At 74.2% G+C, this 15918-nt stretch carries 15 protein-coding genes and 1 pseudogene; 8 read left to right on the top strand and 8 right to left on the bottom strand.

Annotation, left to right across the window (positions count from 1 at the left end; translation table 11 throughout):
* The first annotated feature begins 22 nt into the window (after positions 1 to 22).
* On the top strand, positions 23 to 982 hold the full coding sequence (gene pip, locus ACFZBX_RS03455; RefSeq protein ID WP_391531271.1) for a prolyl aminopeptidase: 960 nt from the start codon (positions 23 to 25) through the stop codon (positions 980 to 982).
* Positions 983 to 1129: 147 nt separating this feature from the next.
* Positions 1130 to 2677 carry an esterase/lipase family protein gene (locus tag ACFZBX_RS03450; RefSeq protein WP_391531270.1) on the top strand — a complete coding sequence of 516 codons (1548 nt, stop codon included), beginning with the start codon at positions 1130 to 1132 and terminating at the stop codon, positions 2675 to 2677.
* 26 nt (positions 2678 to 2703) lie between these two features.
* Here the strand turns inward: ACFZBX_RS03450 and ACFZBX_RS03445 are convergent, their stop codons facing one another.
* Complete coding sequence (locus tag ACFZBX_RS03445; protein ID WP_391531269.1) at positions 2704 to 3306, bottom strand: MarR family winged helix-turn-helix transcriptional regulator; 603 nt, start codon at positions 3304 to 3306, stop codon at positions 2704 to 2706.
* Positions 3307 to 3400: 94 nt separating this feature from the next.
* Here ACFZBX_RS03445 and ACFZBX_RS03440 point away from each other — a divergent pair, with 94 nt between their 5' ends.
* Both ACFZBX_RS03440 and ACFZBX_RS03435 read left to right on the top strand, forming a co-directional pair.
* Positions 3401 to 4747 carry an MFS transporter gene (locus tag ACFZBX_RS03440; RefSeq protein ID WP_391531447.1) on the top strand — a complete coding sequence of 449 codons (1347 nt, stop codon included), beginning with the start codon at positions 3401 to 3403 and terminating at the stop codon, positions 4745 to 4747.
* Positions 4744 to 5754: a YdcF family protein gene (locus ACFZBX_RS03435; protein ID WP_391531268.1), complete on the top strand. Its 1011-nt coding sequence runs from the start codon at positions 4744 to 4746 to the stop codon at positions 5752 to 5754. Before ACFZBX_RS03440 ends, ACFZBX_RS03435 begins: the two co-directional genes overlap by 4 nt.
* Before the next feature lie 94 nt (positions 5755 to 5848).
* Here ACFZBX_RS03435 and ACFZBX_RS03430 read toward each other — a convergent pair whose 3' ends face one another.
* Positions 5849 to 6391 carry a PaaI family thioesterase gene (locus tag ACFZBX_RS03430; protein WP_391531267.1) on the bottom strand — a complete coding sequence of 181 codons (543 nt, stop codon included), beginning with the start codon at positions 6389 to 6391 and terminating at the stop codon, positions 5849 to 5851.
* Between ACFZBX_RS03430 and ACFZBX_RS03425 the strand changes: the two genes are divergently transcribed.
* A complete protein-coding gene (locus ACFZBX_RS03425; RefSeq protein ID WP_391531266.1) occupies positions 6390 to 6713 on the top strand; it encodes a hypothetical protein in 324 nt (107 codons plus the stop codon). The genes ACFZBX_RS03430 and ACFZBX_RS03425 overlap by 2 nt on opposite strands.
* A gap of 35 nt (positions 6714 to 6748) precedes the next feature.
* Here ACFZBX_RS03425 and ACFZBX_RS03420 read toward each other — a convergent pair.
* Positions 6749 to 6925, bottom strand: a pseudogene (locus tag ACFZBX_RS03420) (transposase family protein); the annotation flags it as partial.
* Positions 6926 to 6960: 35 nt separating this feature from the next.
* Positions 6961 to 7599 carry an endonuclease gene (locus ACFZBX_RS03415; protein WP_391531265.1) on the bottom strand — a complete coding sequence of 213 codons (639 nt, stop codon included), beginning with the start codon at positions 7597 to 7599 and terminating at the stop codon, positions 6961 to 6963.
* A gap of 73 nt (positions 7600 to 7672) precedes the next feature.
* On the opposite strand from ACFZBX_RS03415, the gene murQ reads away from it, so the two are divergent.
* A complete protein-coding gene (gene murQ, locus ACFZBX_RS03410; protein ID WP_391531264.1) occupies positions 7673 to 8578 on the top strand; it encodes an N-acetylmuramic acid 6-phosphate etherase in 906 nt (301 codons plus the stop codon).
* Positions 8579 to 8654: 76 nt separating this feature from the next.
* Here murQ and ACFZBX_RS03405 read toward each other — a convergent pair whose 3' ends face one another.
* From ACFZBX_RS03405 to ACFZBX_RS03390, 4 genes are all read right to left on the bottom strand, one after another.
* On the bottom strand, positions 8655 to 9059 hold the full coding sequence (locus ACFZBX_RS03405; RefSeq protein WP_391531263.1) for a hypothetical protein: 405 nt from the start codon (positions 9057 to 9059) through the stop codon (positions 8655 to 8657).
* A 165-nt stretch (positions 9060 to 9224) separates the two neighbouring features.
* On the bottom strand, positions 9225 to 10304 hold the full coding sequence (locus tag ACFZBX_RS03400; protein WP_391531262.1) for a hypothetical protein: 1080 nt from the start codon (positions 10302 to 10304) through the stop codon (positions 9225 to 9227).
* A gap of 148 nt (positions 10305 to 10452) precedes the next feature.
* The gene (locus ACFZBX_RS03395; protein ID WP_391531261.1) at positions 10453 to 10689 is read right to left on the bottom strand and encodes a hypothetical protein; all 237 of its coding nucleotides are present in this window, start codon (positions 10687 to 10689) and stop codon (positions 10453 to 10455) included.
* Positions 10668 to 11039 carry a hypothetical protein gene (locus tag ACFZBX_RS03390; RefSeq protein ID WP_391531260.1) on the bottom strand — a complete coding sequence of 124 codons (372 nt, stop codon included), beginning with the start codon at positions 11037 to 11039 and terminating at the stop codon, positions 10668 to 10670. The genes ACFZBX_RS03395 and ACFZBX_RS03390 overlap by 22 nt, the downstream gene beginning before the upstream one ends.
* On the opposite strand from ACFZBX_RS03390, the gene ACFZBX_RS03385 reads away from it, so the two are divergent.
* Together ACFZBX_RS03385 and ACFZBX_RS03380 are read left to right on the top strand one after the other, a co-directional pair.
* On the top strand, positions 10921 to 11835 hold the full coding sequence (locus tag ACFZBX_RS03385) for a tetratricopeptide repeat protein (RefSeq protein WP_391531259.1): 915 nt from the start codon (positions 10921 to 10923) through the stop codon (positions 11833 to 11835). The genes ACFZBX_RS03390 and ACFZBX_RS03385 overlap by 119 nt on opposite strands.
* A gap of 177 nt (positions 11836 to 12012) precedes the next feature.
* Positions 12013 to 15903 carry an amino acid adenylation domain-containing protein gene (locus tag ACFZBX_RS03380; RefSeq protein WP_391531258.1) on the top strand — a complete coding sequence of 1297 codons (3891 nt, stop codon included), beginning with the start codon at positions 12013 to 12015 and terminating at the stop codon, positions 15901 to 15903.
* Positions 15904 to 15918 lie beyond the last annotated feature (15 nt).

The following is a 15918-nucleotide window of genomic DNA, read 5'->3' as shown; positions in this document are numbered from 1 at the left end:
GTCCCGCCGAGGAGGCACCCGTATGACCGCGTTCCACCCCGCCGGCGAGCCTTACGCGGAAGGCCTGCTGGACGTCGGCGACGGCCAGCGGATCCACTGGGAGGTGTCCGGCAACCCGGACGGCAAGCCCGCCGTCGTGGTGCACGGCGGGCCGGGCTCAGGCCTCCGCGCCGGCAGCCGGAAGTACTTCGACCCCCGGCGCTACCGGCTCGTGCTGTTCTCCCAGCGCAACTGCGGGCGCAGCGAGCCGCACGCCGCCGACCCGGCGACCGGGCTGGAGCACAACACCACCGCGCACCTGATCGCCGACCTGGAGCGGCTTCGGGAACACCTGGGCATCGAGCGGTGGCTGATGTTCGGCGGCTCCTGGGGCTCCACGCTGATCCTCGCCTACGCCCAGGCGCACCCCGCGCGGGTGTCGGAGATCGTGATCAGCGGCGTCACCATGACCAGGCCGGAGGAGATCGACTGGCTCTACCGGGGCGTCGGACGCCTGCTGCCCGGCCCCTGGGAGGCCTTCCGCGACGCGCTGCCGCCCGAGGAGCGGGACGGCGACCTGCTCGCCGCGTACGACCGGCTGCTGAACGACCCGGACGAGTCCGTCCGCCGCGCGGCCACCACCGCCTGGGCGACCTGGGAGGACGCGGTGATCGCCCACGAGACCACGGGCTCCCCCAACGCCTACACGGACCGGCCCCCGGAGGCGCTGACGGCCTTCGTGCGGATCACCGCGCACTACTTCTCCCGCAAGGCCTTCCTGGAGCCCGGCCGGCTGCTGCGCGACGCGCACCGGCTGGCCGGCATCCCCGGCGTGCTGATCCACGGCGCCCTCGACCTCGACAGCCCGCTGGAGACCGCCTGGACGCTCGCCAAGGCCTGGCCGGACGCCGAGCTGACGGTGATCCAGGACGCCGGGCACACCGGCTCGCCCGCCACCGCCGCCGCGGTGCTGGCCGCGATCGAGCGCTTCGCGGGGCGGTAGCCCCACACGGGCAGTGACAGGCTGTCAACGGTCCGGAGTCAGAGGTGACAGGCCGGCGCCGGCCGCCGACACTGGGGGGAGAAGTTCCCCATCCCAACGGGTCGGCCGGTGCCGGCCGGTGCCGGCCGCGGAGAGGGCAGGCCGGCCATGAGCACGCCGTCCGCCGGGCTCCCGATCATCTATGTCCGGGGATACGCCGGAGGCACCCCCGGGATCGAGAAGGCCGTCACGGATCCGTTCTACGGATTCAACCAGGGCTCGACGCACGTCCGCGTCGGCCGCCAGGACAACCCCGTTCTCTACCAGTTCGAAAGTCCGTTACTGCGCCTGCACCTCGACGAGGGCTACCACATCGTCGTCGAGGGCCCGCGCCCGGAGAAGACGGAGGCCCCTCCCCCCGAGAGCATCTGGATCCACCGCTTCTACGACGTCTGCTCCGGCACCTGGGGCGGCCAGGCCCAGGCCTTCGACCTGGAGTCGGCCGCCCGTGACCTGCTGGAACTGATCGACCACGTGCGGGAGCGGACCGGCGCGCGCCGGGTCAACCTGGTCGCCCACTCGATGGGCGGGCTGATCTGCCGCTGCCTCCTGCAGAAGATCATCCCGGTCGAGCGCGGCGAGCGCGCCACCGAGTACGTCTCCAAGCTGTTCACCTACGGAACGCCGCACGGCGGCATCACCTTCGCCGTCGGCTTCGGCGTCCCGGAGGCGTTGCGCGACCTGTTCAACATCAACGGCTCCGACATCTTCGGCCCCGAGCGGATGTACCAGTACCTGACCCCGCACCCCGACCCGGACGGTCCGCCGGACGGCTGGCGGGCGGTGGACATCACCGACGACGACGGCAGCGGGGAGCCCGCTGAGGCCGCCGGCCGCTTCCCGCTCGACCGGGTGTTCTGCATGATCGGCACCAACTCCCGGGACTACGACGTCGGCCACGGCATCTCGGCCGAGGCCGTCGGCCCGCGCAGCGACGGGCTGGTGCAGATCGAGAACGCCCAGGTCACCGGGGCCAACCGGGCGTTCGCCTACCGCAGCCACAGCGGCTGCTACGGGCTGGTCAACTCCGAGGAGGGCTACCAGAACCTGCGCCGCTTCCTGTTCGGCGACCTGAAGGCCGCCACCGACCTCGTCGGCGTCCGGCTGCCCGCGGAGGAGGAGGTCACCTGGCAGGCGGAGGTCCGGCTCACGGTGCGCGGGCTGCCGGTGCTGATGCACGAACGGGTCGCCCCGCACTGGTGCCCGATCCAGCTGTCCGACCCGACCGAGGCGAGCCGGCGCGCCCGGGCCGCCACCGCCGGGGACGGCGCCGTCCCGCTGGCGACCACCTTCCTCTCCAGTCGGCTGCGCCGGCGGGACGCGGGCCCGCTGCGGTTCGTCCTCGACCTGAACCTGCTCTCGCTGCGCCAGACGCACGGGCTGTTCGGCTTCGGCGACCACCTGGAGCAGACCGCCGACTTCGCGGACACGCTCATCGTCGACGTGGACGCCGGCGGGCCGCGTCCGGCGGCCTGGGCGCACTGGAACTCCGAGGTGCCCGGGGCGATCCGCGATCTGCACCCGACCGGCGACCCGCTGCCCGACGAGGACCCGCAGGCCGCCTCCTGGCTCGCCCACATCCCGCTGCCGGCCACCACCCGGCCGATCCTCGGGCCGGACGCCCGGATCCGCCTCTCGGTCGGGCCCTGGAACTGACGGGCCGGTGACGGGCGGGCCCGCTCTCAGGCGTGCCAGCCGGCCTCCGGACGGTCGGCCCCGGCCCCTGAACCGGTCCCGGCACCGGTCCCGGCACCCGTCTCGGGCACCGGCTGTTCGGCGGCCACCAGGACGCGGCGCAGCAGGTCGGAGAGCTGGCGCCGTTCGACCGGGCTGAGCACGCCGAGCAGCCGGTGCTCCTCGCGGCCGACCACGTCCAGCGCCTGTCGCCAGGCCAGCCGGCCCGCCTCGGTGAGCTCGACGTCGACCCGGCGCCGGTCGTCGCTGGAGGGGGTGCGGACGACGAACCCGCGCCGTTCCAGCGCCTCCAGGCGGCCGGTCACCGAGGCCGGCGCCAGGTTGAGGTCGGCGCGCAGGTCGGACGGGGTGGCCCGGCCGCCGCGCCCGGCCAGGCCGTGCAGGGTGTCGAACTCGTGCTTCTGGAGGCCGTAGTCGGCCACGCCCTGCTCGCGGACCCGGCCCAGGTGGCGGATGAGCTTGCCCATCCGGGTGACGGCGCCCTCGACGTCCGGGTCGAGGTGCGGCAGCACCGGCCGCCAGCGTTCGACGTGGCCGTCGGTCCAGTCGCGGGGCCGGTCGGCCGCCGTCCGGTGGGTCGCGGGTGTCATGCCCCGAGTGTAGGGGTCCGTGAGCTGCGGCTTTCGGGGCGCAAATAATTCGTTGCCGAAACTTCGGTACCGAAATACAGTCGCCTCCGTGACCCTGCATCAGCACCCGCTGCGCCTGCCCGACTTCCGGCTGCTGTTCCTCGGCCGGACGATCTCCACCCTCGGGGACGCCGTCGTCCCCGCCGCCCTCGCCATCGCCGTCACCCGGGCGACCGGCTCCTCCGGCGCGCTCGCGCTCGTCCTGGGCTGCGCGATGGTCCCGCGGCTGCTGCTGCTCCCGCTGGGCGGCGTCGTCGGGGACCGCGTCAACCCCCGGCTGGTCGCGCTCGTCACCGACCTCGTCCGGGCCGCCGCCCAACTGGCCGTCGGCCTCGAACTCCTCACCGACCAGCCCCGGCTCGTGCCGATCGCGGCCGCCGCGGCGGTCGGCGGGATCGCCTCCGCGTTCGCCATACCGACGGCGACACCGCTGGTCGCCGCCACCGTCGCCGGGCCGCAGCGGATGCGGGCCAACACGCTGCTCGCCTCGGCCGCCAACGCCGCCCGCCTCGGCGGCCCGGCGCTCGCCGGGGTGCTGGTCTGGACGGCCGGCGCCGGCTGGGCGTTCCTGCTGGACGGCGCCTCCTTCCTGGTCAGCGCCGCGCTGCTGACGCGGCTTCGGGTCCGACACACCCCGGGCGAGCGCCGCTCGCTGCGCACCGACCTGCTGCACGGGTGGGGCGAGGTGCGCTCGCGCGACTGGTACTGGACGAGCCTGGTCGGCCACGGCGTGTGGAACGGCGCCGCCGCCGTGCTGCTGACCCTCGGCCCGCTGATCGCCTCCCGGCGGCTGGGCGGGGAGGGCGTGTGGATCGCCATGACCCAGGCCGCCGCGTTCGGCGTGCTGGCCGGCTCCCTGCTCGCCGGCCGCTACCGGCCACGACGACCGGTGCTGGTCGCCAACCTGGGCCTGTCGCTGTACGCCCTGCCGTTGGCCGCGCTCGCCGTGGCGGCCCCGGCCCCGGTCACGGTGGCCGCGTACGCGCTGGCGATGACGGGGCTCGGCTTCCTCAGCCCGGTGTGGCAGACGGTGGTACAGCAGGAGTTCCCGCCCCAGGTGCTGGCCCGGGTGACCTCCTACGACTGGCTGCTGTCGCTGGCCGCCGCCCCGCTCGGGTACACGCTCGCACCGCTGGCCGCCGACGCCTGGGGCAGTACCGGGCCACTGCTGGTCACGGCCGCCCTGGTCGCGCTCGCCTGTGCCGGAACCGCGGCCGTCCCGGGCGTCCGACAGGTCGGGCGGCCGGCGGGGACGGAGGCGGGCGTGACGGGTGGCGCGGACGCTGCGGGAAGCCCGGAAGGCGTGGACGAGGATGCCAAATCGGACGTTTCCGGCGGGCGTCCCACCGACCGGGAGGCCCCCTCCGGCGCCGTCCGGCGGAACCCTACGATACGGGCATGATCGCCTATGCCCCAGCGGCCTTCTTCTTCCTCCTTTGCGGAATCGGAGTCCTTCGCGACCGACGCCAGTTCAGCAACGCCGTCCTGCTCGGCATCGCGGTCTCGTTCCTCGCCCTCGCGCTGATCGCCGAACTGCGCCGGGCGCCCACGCTGGTGGCCGAGCTGGCGGTCGCCCTGATCGCCCTGTTCCCGACCGCGGGCACCGTCGCCCTGGTCTGGTTCCTGCTCTCCAACGGACTGACGATGATCCGCAAGGAGGGACGGCGGCCGGCGAACCTGCTGTCGTTGCTGGCGGGCCTCGGCATCCTCGGCCTGATCGCGCTGTTCGCCGCGGCGGTGATCACCGAGTCCGAGCGCATCGGCATCCTCGCCGCCACCGCGCTGCTGGTGGTCGGCTACATCTCCTTCCTCTTCGTCTGCTTCGTCGGCTACGCCTTCCTCTACCAGCGCCACCACCCCCGCGGCGACGTCGACTTCGTGGTGGTGCTGGGCTCCGGGCTGATCGGCGGCGAGCGGGTGCCACCGCTGCTCGCCAGCCGGCTGGAACGCGGCCGCCAGGTCTTCGAGAAGCAGGCAGCGCGCGGCAACCCGCCCGTGCTGATCACCTCGGGCGGCCAGGGCCCGGACGAGAAGCTGCCGGAGTCCCACGCGATGGCGGACTACCTGGTCGAGCGCGGCTTCCCGGCCGAGCACCTGGAGCGCGAGGACCGTTCGCGGACCACCGAGGAGAACCTGCTGTTCAGCAAGGCGATCATGGAGCAGGCCAAGCCCGACTACCGCTGCGTCATCGTCACCAACAACTTCCACGCCTTCCGGGCCGCCCTGATGGCCCGGAAGACCGATGTCAGCGGCCAGGTCTTCGGCTCGCCCACCGCCCGGTACTACTGGCCGAGCGCGACGATCCGCGAGTTCGCGGCCGTCTTCCTCTCCCACAAGCTGGTCAACCTGGGGATCTGCGGCTTCCTCGCCGTCTGCGGGCTGCTCGCCGCGACCTTCGGACCGGAGTGACCCGCCGAGCACCACTTGAGCAGGACCGGCCGACGGGCCCGGTGGTCGTGCGCGTGCCTCGTGTACGCGTGACCGCCGGGCCCGTGCGCGTCCGTCAACCGGCGCTGCGCGGGGCCAGGATGGCGCAGGTGGTGGTCGCGTGCGCGATCAGCCGGTCGTCCCGGCCCGCGAGGATCCGCGCCTCGCCGGTGGCCATCGTCCGGCCCATGTGCAGGACCACGCCCTCGCAGCGCACCTTCCCCGAGTCGGCGAACAGCGGTCGCACCATGTGCACGTTCAACTGGGTGGTGGTGTAGCCCACCCCGGCCGGCAGCCGGCTCATCACGGCGCAGCCGAGCGCCGAGTCCAACAGCGTGGCCAGGTAACCGCCGTGGACGGTGTTCATCGGGTTGAAGAGGTGATCGCCGAGCACGCCCTCGAAGACGGCCGTCCCGGGCCCGGCCTCCACCAGCCGGAAGCCCATGGTGCTCCCGATCGCCGGCTGCGGAATCCGGCCGGCGATCATCTCCTGGAGGATCTCCTCCCCGGTGAGATGCGAGAACGCGGAGACGGGCGGAGCGGCCCGCCACTCATGGGTACGGGTACGCAGCGCCCCGTCGGCCGACGCTTCGGCGGGATCGATATCAAACGTGGTCATGGCACCACCTTTTCCCGTCCCCCGGCACTCGATCAAGGGTGCTGCCCGACGACGTCCCGTACTCCTCCCCCACCCCCACGGCTGGGAGGACCTGGGGGCGGTCGATGTCGTGATGTTCCGCATCCAGCGCGTGGACTTCGCCCTCAGCCGGCTCGACGGGGCCGTGGACCCGAGCACGTTCGTCCGGGTGGTGCGCTCGGAGCAGGACGCCGACGCGGCGCTCGACATCCTGCTCGGCGCACTCGGCATCGGCCATGACGCACTCGCGTTCCGCAACGGGGTGGAGACGGGCTTCGAGTACCTCGACGGCTCGTCGCACTGAAGCAACCTGCCGGTTCAGGCTCCACCGCCCGGCCGCGGGCGTGGAGCGGCCTCCAGCGCCGGCAGCGGGCCGCGGCACTGGACGATGCGGCACACCGTCGCCGTCGAGACGCCGAACAGCGGAGCGGGCTGTCGCATCGTGAGGTTGGTCCGGCTATGGACGGCGACCAGCAGGACCCGGTGGGCGGCAAGGCGCCACGAGCCGCCCTCTCCCGCCTTCTCTGGAACAGGGCTCAGGGGCGGGAGGGCTACGCCGCGAGGAGCTCGTCGGGGCTTGCGTGGCTCAGGCTGAAGCGGGTGAGGGCGGCGGCGAGGTGGGCGAGGTCGTGCGGTGGGGTGAGGGCGGCGAGGCCGGTAGGGGTGTGAGGGAGGCCGAGGTCGGCGGCGGCACGCAGGGTGCGGTCGTCGAAGGACGGGCGCAGGCTCGGCCAGACGGCCTGGGCCTCGCGGCAGAAGATGCCCGCGCCGACCGGGCCGATCCGGGGGAACTCGCGGAGCAGGTCAGCGATCCGCGCCGGGTCGCCATCGGCCTCGTCGCGGAGGCGGCGGAGGTCGCCGTGCCAGCGGTCGAGGAGGAGATCGGCGCCGCGGCCGAGGGCGGTGGCGGTGCTCTCGTCGTAGCGGACGTAGTGGGCGCGGCCGAGGGCGTCCACCCTGGCCTGCCAGCGGGAGGCGGCCATGGCCTTCGGGGTCCGCAGGCCGGCCGCGGAGAGTTCCCGGGCGGCCGTGACGGCGATGTCGGCGTTGATCCGCACCGAGCTGAGCGTGGTGAGGACCAGCAACCGGTAGAGCGGGGCCGGGGTGTCGCGGAGCGTGATGCCCGCCTCGTCGGCGTAGGTGCGGCCGAAGCTTTTCAGCAGGGCGGCGACGGCTTCCTGGTGGCCCATGGTCGGCCTCCCTTCCTCGCCTGACCGGCACCTGCCCGGGTTGGCGGCGGTCATGCGCGGGGAGGGAGGCGGTATGGAGAACGCCGACCGTCCGGCCACGGAGGAGGTGCGGCCGGAGTGGGCCGGCCTCGACCGGCTGGGAACGCTGGACCTGCTGCGGCTGCTGAACGCCGAGGACCAAACGGTCGCCGGGGCGGTGGCCGGGCAGCTGCCGCGGATCACCGTCGTGGTGGACGCGGTCGCGGCGCGGATGGCCCGGGGCGGGCGGCTGGTCTACGCGGGCGCCGGGACGGCGGGGCGGCTGGGGGTCCTGGACGCGAGCGAGTGCCCGCCGACATTCAACACCGCCCCGGGTCAGGTGGTGGGCGTCATCGCGGGCGGCGCGGGGGCGCTGGTGCGCGCCGTGGAGGGCGCGGAGGACCGCCCCGAGCTGGCGGCCGCCGACCTGGCGGCCCTTGCGCTGACCCGCGAGGACACCGTCGTGGGCGTCTCCGCCTCCGGGCACACCCCGTACACGGTGGCGGCCGTGCATTGCGCCCGCACCGCCGGAGCGCTGGGCGTGGGGCTGGCGGGGACCACCGGGTCACCGCTGGTCGCGGCCGCCGAGCTGGGCATCGAGGTGGTGACCGGGCCGGAGGTGGTGGCCGGTTCGACCAGGCTCAAGGCGGGGACGGCGCAGAAACTGGTGCTGAACCTGATCTCCACGGCGGTGATGGTCCGGCTCGGCAAGACGTACGGCAATCTGATGGTCGACGTCCGGGCGGGCAACGCCAAGCTGCGCGACCGGGCACGGCGGATCGTCACCGACATCACCGGCGCCGACGAGGAGACGGCACAGCGGGCGCTGGCGGCCACCGGCGGCGAGGCGAAGGACGCCGTCCTGGTCGTCCTCACGGGCGTGGACGCCCCGACAGCCGCCCGGCTGCTCGGCGCAACGAACGGGCGGCTGCGCGAGGCACTGGAGCTGGCCCGGCGCTGAGTCCGGCGGTCACGCGGACGGTCAGGGTTGCGCCCAGGTCACCAGCGCTCGGCCGCCCCGAGCCGCTGTGGCCCGGTCACCACTCCCTCCAGCGGTCGGTGATCTCGTGGCGGCCGAGTCCCTGCCGTTCGGTGAGGGCCTCGATGTCGACGCCGGCGGCGACGAGGGAGTCGTCGATGTAGGCGCAGAGCAGTTCCCGCTCGTCGGTTTCATAGCCGGCCCCGTCGTGCGCCTCGTTGACGCGGTTGAGCTCCAGCACGACCCGCTCGACGACGCCGAGGACGTCGCCGTCGGCCGGGCTGCCGCCCAGCGCGGCCACGTCGGCCTCGAAGGCGGTGAGGACGTCGTCGGTGACGGTCAGGAGGCTCACGGGAAAGAGTGTGGCGCTGTACGCGCACTCCGGGTCGAGTGTTCCCGCCGCCACCGCTGCGGTTTCTTCGGCGATGTACGCACGCCAGACCTCGGTCGGTCTCTTGGGCATGAGGGGCACTGTAGTCGCCGGGGCCGGGCGACTGCGGTCACGGTCCGCTCCCGCCGTCGGGAACGCCGCATCCGTGCGGTCGTCCCGCAGCCCGTGGAAGCAGTGGCACGGCCTGGCCGTGCGTCCACCGGGCCGTGCCCCACCTCGCGGCGATCCTCGTCCGGATCAGGCGATGCGCCGGTAGAGGGCGGCGATCTCGCTCTCGGTGGCGATCAGCGGCAGCGTGTCGAAGAACAGCTCCCACGCTCCCCCGGGGCCGAAGCGCTCGACGATGCCGAAGGACACCTCCGTGCCCTTCCCGGTCACCGGGTCCTTGCTCCACGCGGGAACGGCCGTGCCGTACCACTCCACGTAGGTCATGGTCCGGCCGAAGGCGACCTGGCCGGACTTGAACCGGACGTCGGCCTGCTCGAAGAGGCGCCGGAGGTAGTCGGCCTTGCCCTCGGCGGTGGCCAGCGGCGCCGCCAGGCCGGGGCCGCCGAGGCGCGCGCCGCCCGTGCGGCCGACCAGGGCGGCGACGTCCTCGCCGTTCCAGGCGGCCAGTCGGGCGGTGATCTCCCCGGCGCGGAACCGCTCCGGGGCGCGCCGGTCGGCGGGCGCGCCCGCGCCGGCCGGGTCGGCGATCCCGGCGAACAGCGGGCTCAGTTCGGGGGCGACCGGCTTGAACAGTTCGTGGCGGTCGTAGTAGCGGCGGGCCTGCATGGTCCGGCCGTCGTCCGACAGCACGTTCCTGGCGATCTGCGGGTAGGCGATCGGGTGGCCCTTGACCGTGCCCTCGTTCCACTGGCCGAACATCACCACGGCGCCGTCGGCGACCACCTCGGTGCCCCGGTAGCGGAAGTCCGGGACGAGGCCGAGCGAGCGGGTGATCGAGGTGCCGATGGCGGTCAGCCCGCGCTGCGGGGCGGTGCCGGCCTCCCAGAGGGTGGCCTCGTCGTCGAAGATGTCCTGGTAGACCCGGACCCGGGGATGGCTGAGGTCACCGGGCACCGGCGGGGTGCCGGTCGGGGTCTCGCCGAAGGCGATCTGGCGCTTGAGGAAGGCGCAGCCGTTGGGGGTGAGCCGGCCTTCGAGGCGCTCCAGCTTCCCCTGGACGCCGGCGCACTCCGCGAGCACCTCGCCGGCCCCGGCCGTGGGACCGGCGGTGGCGCCCGTCGCGGCGGTGACGGCGCCGAGCGCGACCGCGGCGGCCGTCCCGGTGGCGAGCAGCGCGGTGCGGCGGGTGAGCCGGCGAACCATGGTCATGTCGATCCCCTTCCGTGGGTCCAACGCCAGGTCGGAGGGGTTCTCCGGCCTGCGGTGATCACCTTGCCGGACCGGGTTCGGGGGGTCGATTACCTCGGAGGTCATGCGCGGCACGCGGGCCCACCGCGCTGCGACGGGGGCCGGGCCGTCAGGCCTCCTGCGCCTCCAGCCAGTGCAGCAGCACGGTGCGCTCGGTCTCGGTGCCCGCCGGGCTGGCCGGGTCGAGCGCCCAGGTGCGGATCCGGTGCAGCGTCTGCGCGTCGAGGTCGTGGTAGAGCCGCCAGTGGGCCTGCGGGTGGCAGTCGGCGTCGCGGGGTTCACCGCACTCCTGGCAGTAGGTGAAGAAGGCGTCGACCAGACGGTTCACGATCGTCTCGACGGGCATGGGCGGCGTACGTCCTCACTCACTCGGCTACCGGGTCTCGCTGGTGGGCCCGCCGGTCTTCGTGAACCGGCGGACCCGTGTTCCAGGGTGCGGGGCCGGTCCGGCGGGCGGCAGGGACCAACGTCACCTCCGGAGGCGCGGGGGCCCGGTCCCCGTGGGGGTGGGGACCGGGCCGTCCTGGGCGGCGCGGCGGCCGGTCGGCCCCGGCCGCCGAACAGGCTGGTCCCGCCGATGACGGCGGCCGCGATGGCGCTCATCAGGACGTTGCCGCCGGCGAGCGGCCTGTCCGCCGACCCCTGCTGCGAGGCGATGAACAGACCGCCGAGGCCCGCCGGCGCGGCGGAGACCACGAACACCGAGATCCGCACCCGGGCCACGTTGACACCGGCCCGACGGGCGGCCTCCACACCGAGCAGCGCCACCAGCGGCAGACCGCTGTCCTGGTTGAGCCTCCAGGCGCCGGCCGGCGCGACCACCGCCACGGCTCCGGCGCGCAGCGCAATCTCGCCGGGCGGCCGGGCGGCCGGGCGGGCAGGCCGGGTCCCGGGCCAGCCCGGCAACGGCTTCAGCAGTCAGCAGGGCCCGGGCCGGGAGATGACCTGGCACCGGCCGGGGACCATCTGGGCCGAGGGCCTGACCGCCGTCGCCTCGGTCGCCGACGACATGTACCACAGCGTGGCGGTCACCCCCCACCGGCCAGATCTTCTCCCGGGGCCGCACCATCTACGGGGAGGCGGGCAGCGGCAGCATCAGCGACCCCTGCTGCCGGTCCCGATCGCGCTCGCGCAGAACACGGTCGAGGACCTGCGCGAAACGCTCGGCCCCGAACACCCGTTCACGCTCAACGCCCTCGCCAACCTGGCCAACACCCTCGCCGAGTCCGGCCGGCTCCTCCTCGCGCAGCAGGCGGGGCGTTCCGCGTGGCAGCGACTGGCGCAGCACTGCGGCGCCGAGCACCCGGACCCGCTGGCCGCCCAGGCCGATCTGGCCGTCACCCTCCGGGCCCGGGGCGAGGCCGAGGAGGCCGGCCGGCTCCACGGCGACGCGTTGCGGGGCTTCGCCGCGCTCCTCGGCGATGAGCACCCCGACACCCTCGCCGTCCGCGCCTGGCAGCGCGTCGACCGGCACCTCGAACCGCAGCCCTGACCGGGCCGGGACGTGCCCGGGACACCCGGGACCGGAGCGCGCCCCGGCCCGGGCGGAAACCCGGGCCGGGTAGCGGCCCTCGCCCCAGGCGTTCGGGACACCGGGCGGACGACCTTGGTAGCCACGCCCGGTCGGCGCACCGGGCGGCCGTATCGGCCCGACCCAGGGAACCCCCTCATGACCGCAGAGTCCGTCCCGTCCGCCGTCCTTCTCGACGCCCGCCGCTCCCTCTGCCTTCCCGACCTGCTCCGCGCCCAGGCCGACGCCCGGCCCGACGCCACCGCCGTGACCGGCGACGGCGGGCGCCTGACCTTCCGCGAGCTCGGCGCCGCCGCCGACGCGCTGGGCGCGCGGCTGCACCGGCTCGGGGTGGCCGCCGACGACTGCGTCGGCCTGTACACCGAGCCCTCGCTGGAACTGATGACCGGCGCCTGGGGCATCCTGCACGCGGGCGCCGCCTACCTGCCGCTGTCCCCGGAGTACCCGCAGGAGCGGGTGCGCTGGATGATCGAGTCCAGCGGGACGCGGGTGATCGTCACCCAGGAGCACCTGCGGGCCCGGCTGGCCGAGCTGGTCCCGCCGGGCACCCGGATCGTCGTGCCCACCGACCTCCCGGACACCCCTCCGAGCGCGGATCCGCACGGAATCCCCCACCAGAGCCCGGGGCCCGCCGACCCGAGCCCGGAGTCGCTGGCGTACGTCATCTACACCTCCGGCTCCACCGGCCGGCCCAAGGGCGTGATGATCGAGCACCACAGCATCGTGTCCCAGCTGCGCTGGCTGGCCGACGCCGGGCACCTCGGCCCGGACGCCGTCATCCTGCAGAAGACGCCGATGAGCTTCGACGCGGCGCAGTGGGAGATCCTGGCGCCCGCCGCCGGCGCGCACGTGGTGATGGGCGCGCCGGGCGTCTACCGCGACCCGGACGCCCTGATCGACACCGTCCTCGCGCACGGGGTGACCGCCCTGCAGTGTGTGCCCACCCTGCTCCAGGCGCTGCTGGACACCGAGCGGCTGACGGAGTGCGCGACCGTACGCGGCCTGTACTCCGGCGGCGAGCCGCTCTCGGTGCGCCTCGCCCGGGCGCTGACGGCCGCGCTGCCGGGCGCGGAGCTGGTCAACCTCTACGGCCCCACCGAGTGCACCATCAACGCCACCGCCCACCGGGTCGACCCGCAGGCGCTGGGCGACGGCGCCGGCTCGGTGCCGATCGGTGTGCCGGTGGACCGCACCGGCTGCTTCGTACTGGACGAGGAGCTGGCGCCGGTGGAGTTCGGGGCGACGGGCGAGCTGTACATCGGCGGCGTCCAGCTGGCCCGGGGCTACCTCAACCGGCCGGACCTGACGGCGGAGCGGTTCGTCGCCTCCCCGCACCTGCCGGGCGAGCGGCTGTACCGCACCGGCGACCTCGCCCAGTGGAACCCGGACGGCACGCTGCAGTGCGCGGGCCGGGTGGACAACCAGGTCAAGCTGCGCGGCTACCGGGTGGAGCTGGACGAGATCGCGCTGGCGATCGAGGAGCACACCTGGGTGCGCCGGGCGGCCGCCGTGGTCACCGACGACGCGCGCACCGGGCACCGGAACCTGGTGGCCTGTGTGGAGCTGAATCCCAAGGAGGCCGCCCTGATGGACCAGGGCAACCACGGCGGCCACCACCAGTCCAAGGCGAGCAAGCTCCAGGTGAGGGCGCAGCTGTCCAACCCGGGCGTGCGCGGCGCGGCCGAGCTGGCCGGGCGGCCGGTGGTGGAGCTGCCGGGGCGCCGGGAGAGCGGGCGGCAGCGGCGGGAGACCTTCGCCCGCAAGACCTACCGCTACTTCGAGGGCGGCCCGGTGACCAGGGACGACCTGCTGGCCCTGCTCGCCGCCCCGCACCCGGCCGCCACGGCCGGCACCCGCGACCACGACCACGACCTCACGCTCGCCGAACTGGGCCCGGTACTGCGCTGGTTCGGGCAGTTCCACAGCGAGGAGCGGCTGCTGCCGAAGTACTCCTACGCCTCCCCCGGCGCGCTGTACGCCACCCAGCTGTACCTGGAGACGGACGGCTCGCACGGCCCGGCCGCGGGCGTCTACTACTACCACCCGGTGGAGCACGCCCTGGTCCGGGTCGGCGAGGCCGCTCCCGGGGGCGTCGCGCTGGCGCTGCACTTCCTGGGCCGACGCGGGGCGATCGAGCCGGTGTACCGCAACAACATCCAGGAGGTACTGGAGTTCGAGGCCGGCCACATGCTGGGCGTGCTGGAGGAGGTGCTGCCGGAGTACGGTCTGGCGGTGCGTCCGCTGGGCCACGAGCCGGACGTGCAGCACCGGCTGGACGTCGCCGAGGAGGACTTCTACCTGGGCAGCTTCACGATCGTCCCGGAGGACGGGCGTCCGCGCCGGGACGACACCGAGCTGTTCGTCCAGGCCCATCCGGGCGGGGTGGAGGGCCTGGCGGCGGGTCTGTACCGGTACGAGGGCGACACCGCGGGCGGCGAGCTGGTCCGGATCTCGGACGAGATCGTGGAGTCGCGGCACGTGATCGCGATCAACCAGCAGGTGTACCGCCGGGCGGGGTTCGGTGTCACGGCGGTGAGCCGGGCGGCCGAGCCGTGGCTGGAGTACATCGGCCTCGGCACCCGGCTGCACCACCTCCAGCGCAACGGGCTGGGCTTCGGGTTCATGTCCTCCGGCTACAGCTCGAAGAGCGGTCACCCGCTGCCCTCCGCGCGGCGGATGGAGGCGGTGCTGGCCGGGTGCGGCATCCCGGGCGGGGCGTCGTACTTCTTCCTCGGCGGGCGGGTGAGCGAGGAGCAGGTGCGCAGCGAGGGCATGCGGGAGGACGCCGTGCACATGAAGGGCCCGGCGGAGCTGATCAGGGACGAGCTGGCCGCGCTGCTGCCGGACTACATGATCCCGAACCGGGTGCTGGTGCTGGACGAGCTGCCGCTGACCGCCAACGGCAAGGTGGACGCCAAGGCGCTGGCCGCCGCCGAGCAGGTGCGGGACGCCGGGACGGGCGCGCCGTTCGTGGCGCCGTCGTCGCCGACCGAGCGCCGGCTGGCCGGGGTGTGGGCGGCGGCGCTGAAGTACGAGGCGGTCTCGGCGGCCGACGAGTTCTTCGCGGCGGGCGGGAACTCGCTGATCGCGGTGGCGCTGGTCAACCGGGTGAACCGGGAGTTCGGGACCCGGCTGCCGCTCCAGGTGCTGTTCGAGTGCCCGGGGCTGGCGGACCTGGCGGCGCGGATCGACGCCGCCCGGGCCGGCGGCGGGGCGGCGGACGACGCGGTGTCCCGGCTGGTGCCGCTGCACCGCGACGGCGCCGGGGAGCCCGTGTTCTGCTGGCCCGGGCTGGGCGGCTACCCGATGAACCTGCGCCCGCTCGCCGGGCGTTCGGGCCGGCCGTTCTACGGGGTGCAGTCGCACGGCATCAACCCCGGGGAGACGCCGTACCCGACGATCCGGGAGATGGCCGCGGCCGACGTCGCGGAGATCCGCCGGGTCCGCCCGCACGGCCCGTACACGCTGTGGGGGTACTCCTTCGGCGCCCGGGTGGCCTTCGAGGCCGCCTGGCAGCTGGAGCGGGCCGGGGAGGAGGTGGCGGACCTGCTGCTGATCTGCCCCGGCAACCCGGAGCTGCGGCGGGCCGACGGGGAGCGGTACGGGCGCGAGTCCTCCTACCGCAACCCGGGGTACCTGACGATCCTGTACTCGGTGTTCGCGGGCGCGATCGCCGGGCCGGAGCTGGAGCGGTGCCTGGCCGAGGTGCGCGACGAGGCCGGGTTCGCCGCCTTCGTCCACCGGCTGCTGCCGGACCTCGACGAGGAGCTGATCCGCCGGATCGCCCGGATCGTCGGGGAGACGTACGAGTTCGAGTACAGCTTCCGCGAGCTGGCCGAGCGGCGGCTGTCGGCCCCGGTGACCGTCTTCAAGGCCACCGGTGACGACTACTCGTTCATCGAGGGCAGCTCCGGCTGGTCGGCCGCCGCGCCCGGGACGGTGCGGCTGGCCGGCGACCACTACGGCGTGCTGCGGGAGCCGGGTGTGGCGGAACTGACGGCCGCGATCGCCGCCGTGGCGCACGGCTGACCCGCCCTCACCCGG

This window comes from Kitasatospora sp. NPDC008115 (assembly GCF_042957205.1).
Taxonomy (GTDB): Bacteria; Actinomycetota; Actinomycetes; order Streptomycetales; family Streptomycetaceae; genus Kitasatospora.
The sequence above is the reverse complement of the archived record's forward strand: the minus strand, read 5'-3'. Positions and strand labels throughout refer to the sequence as shown.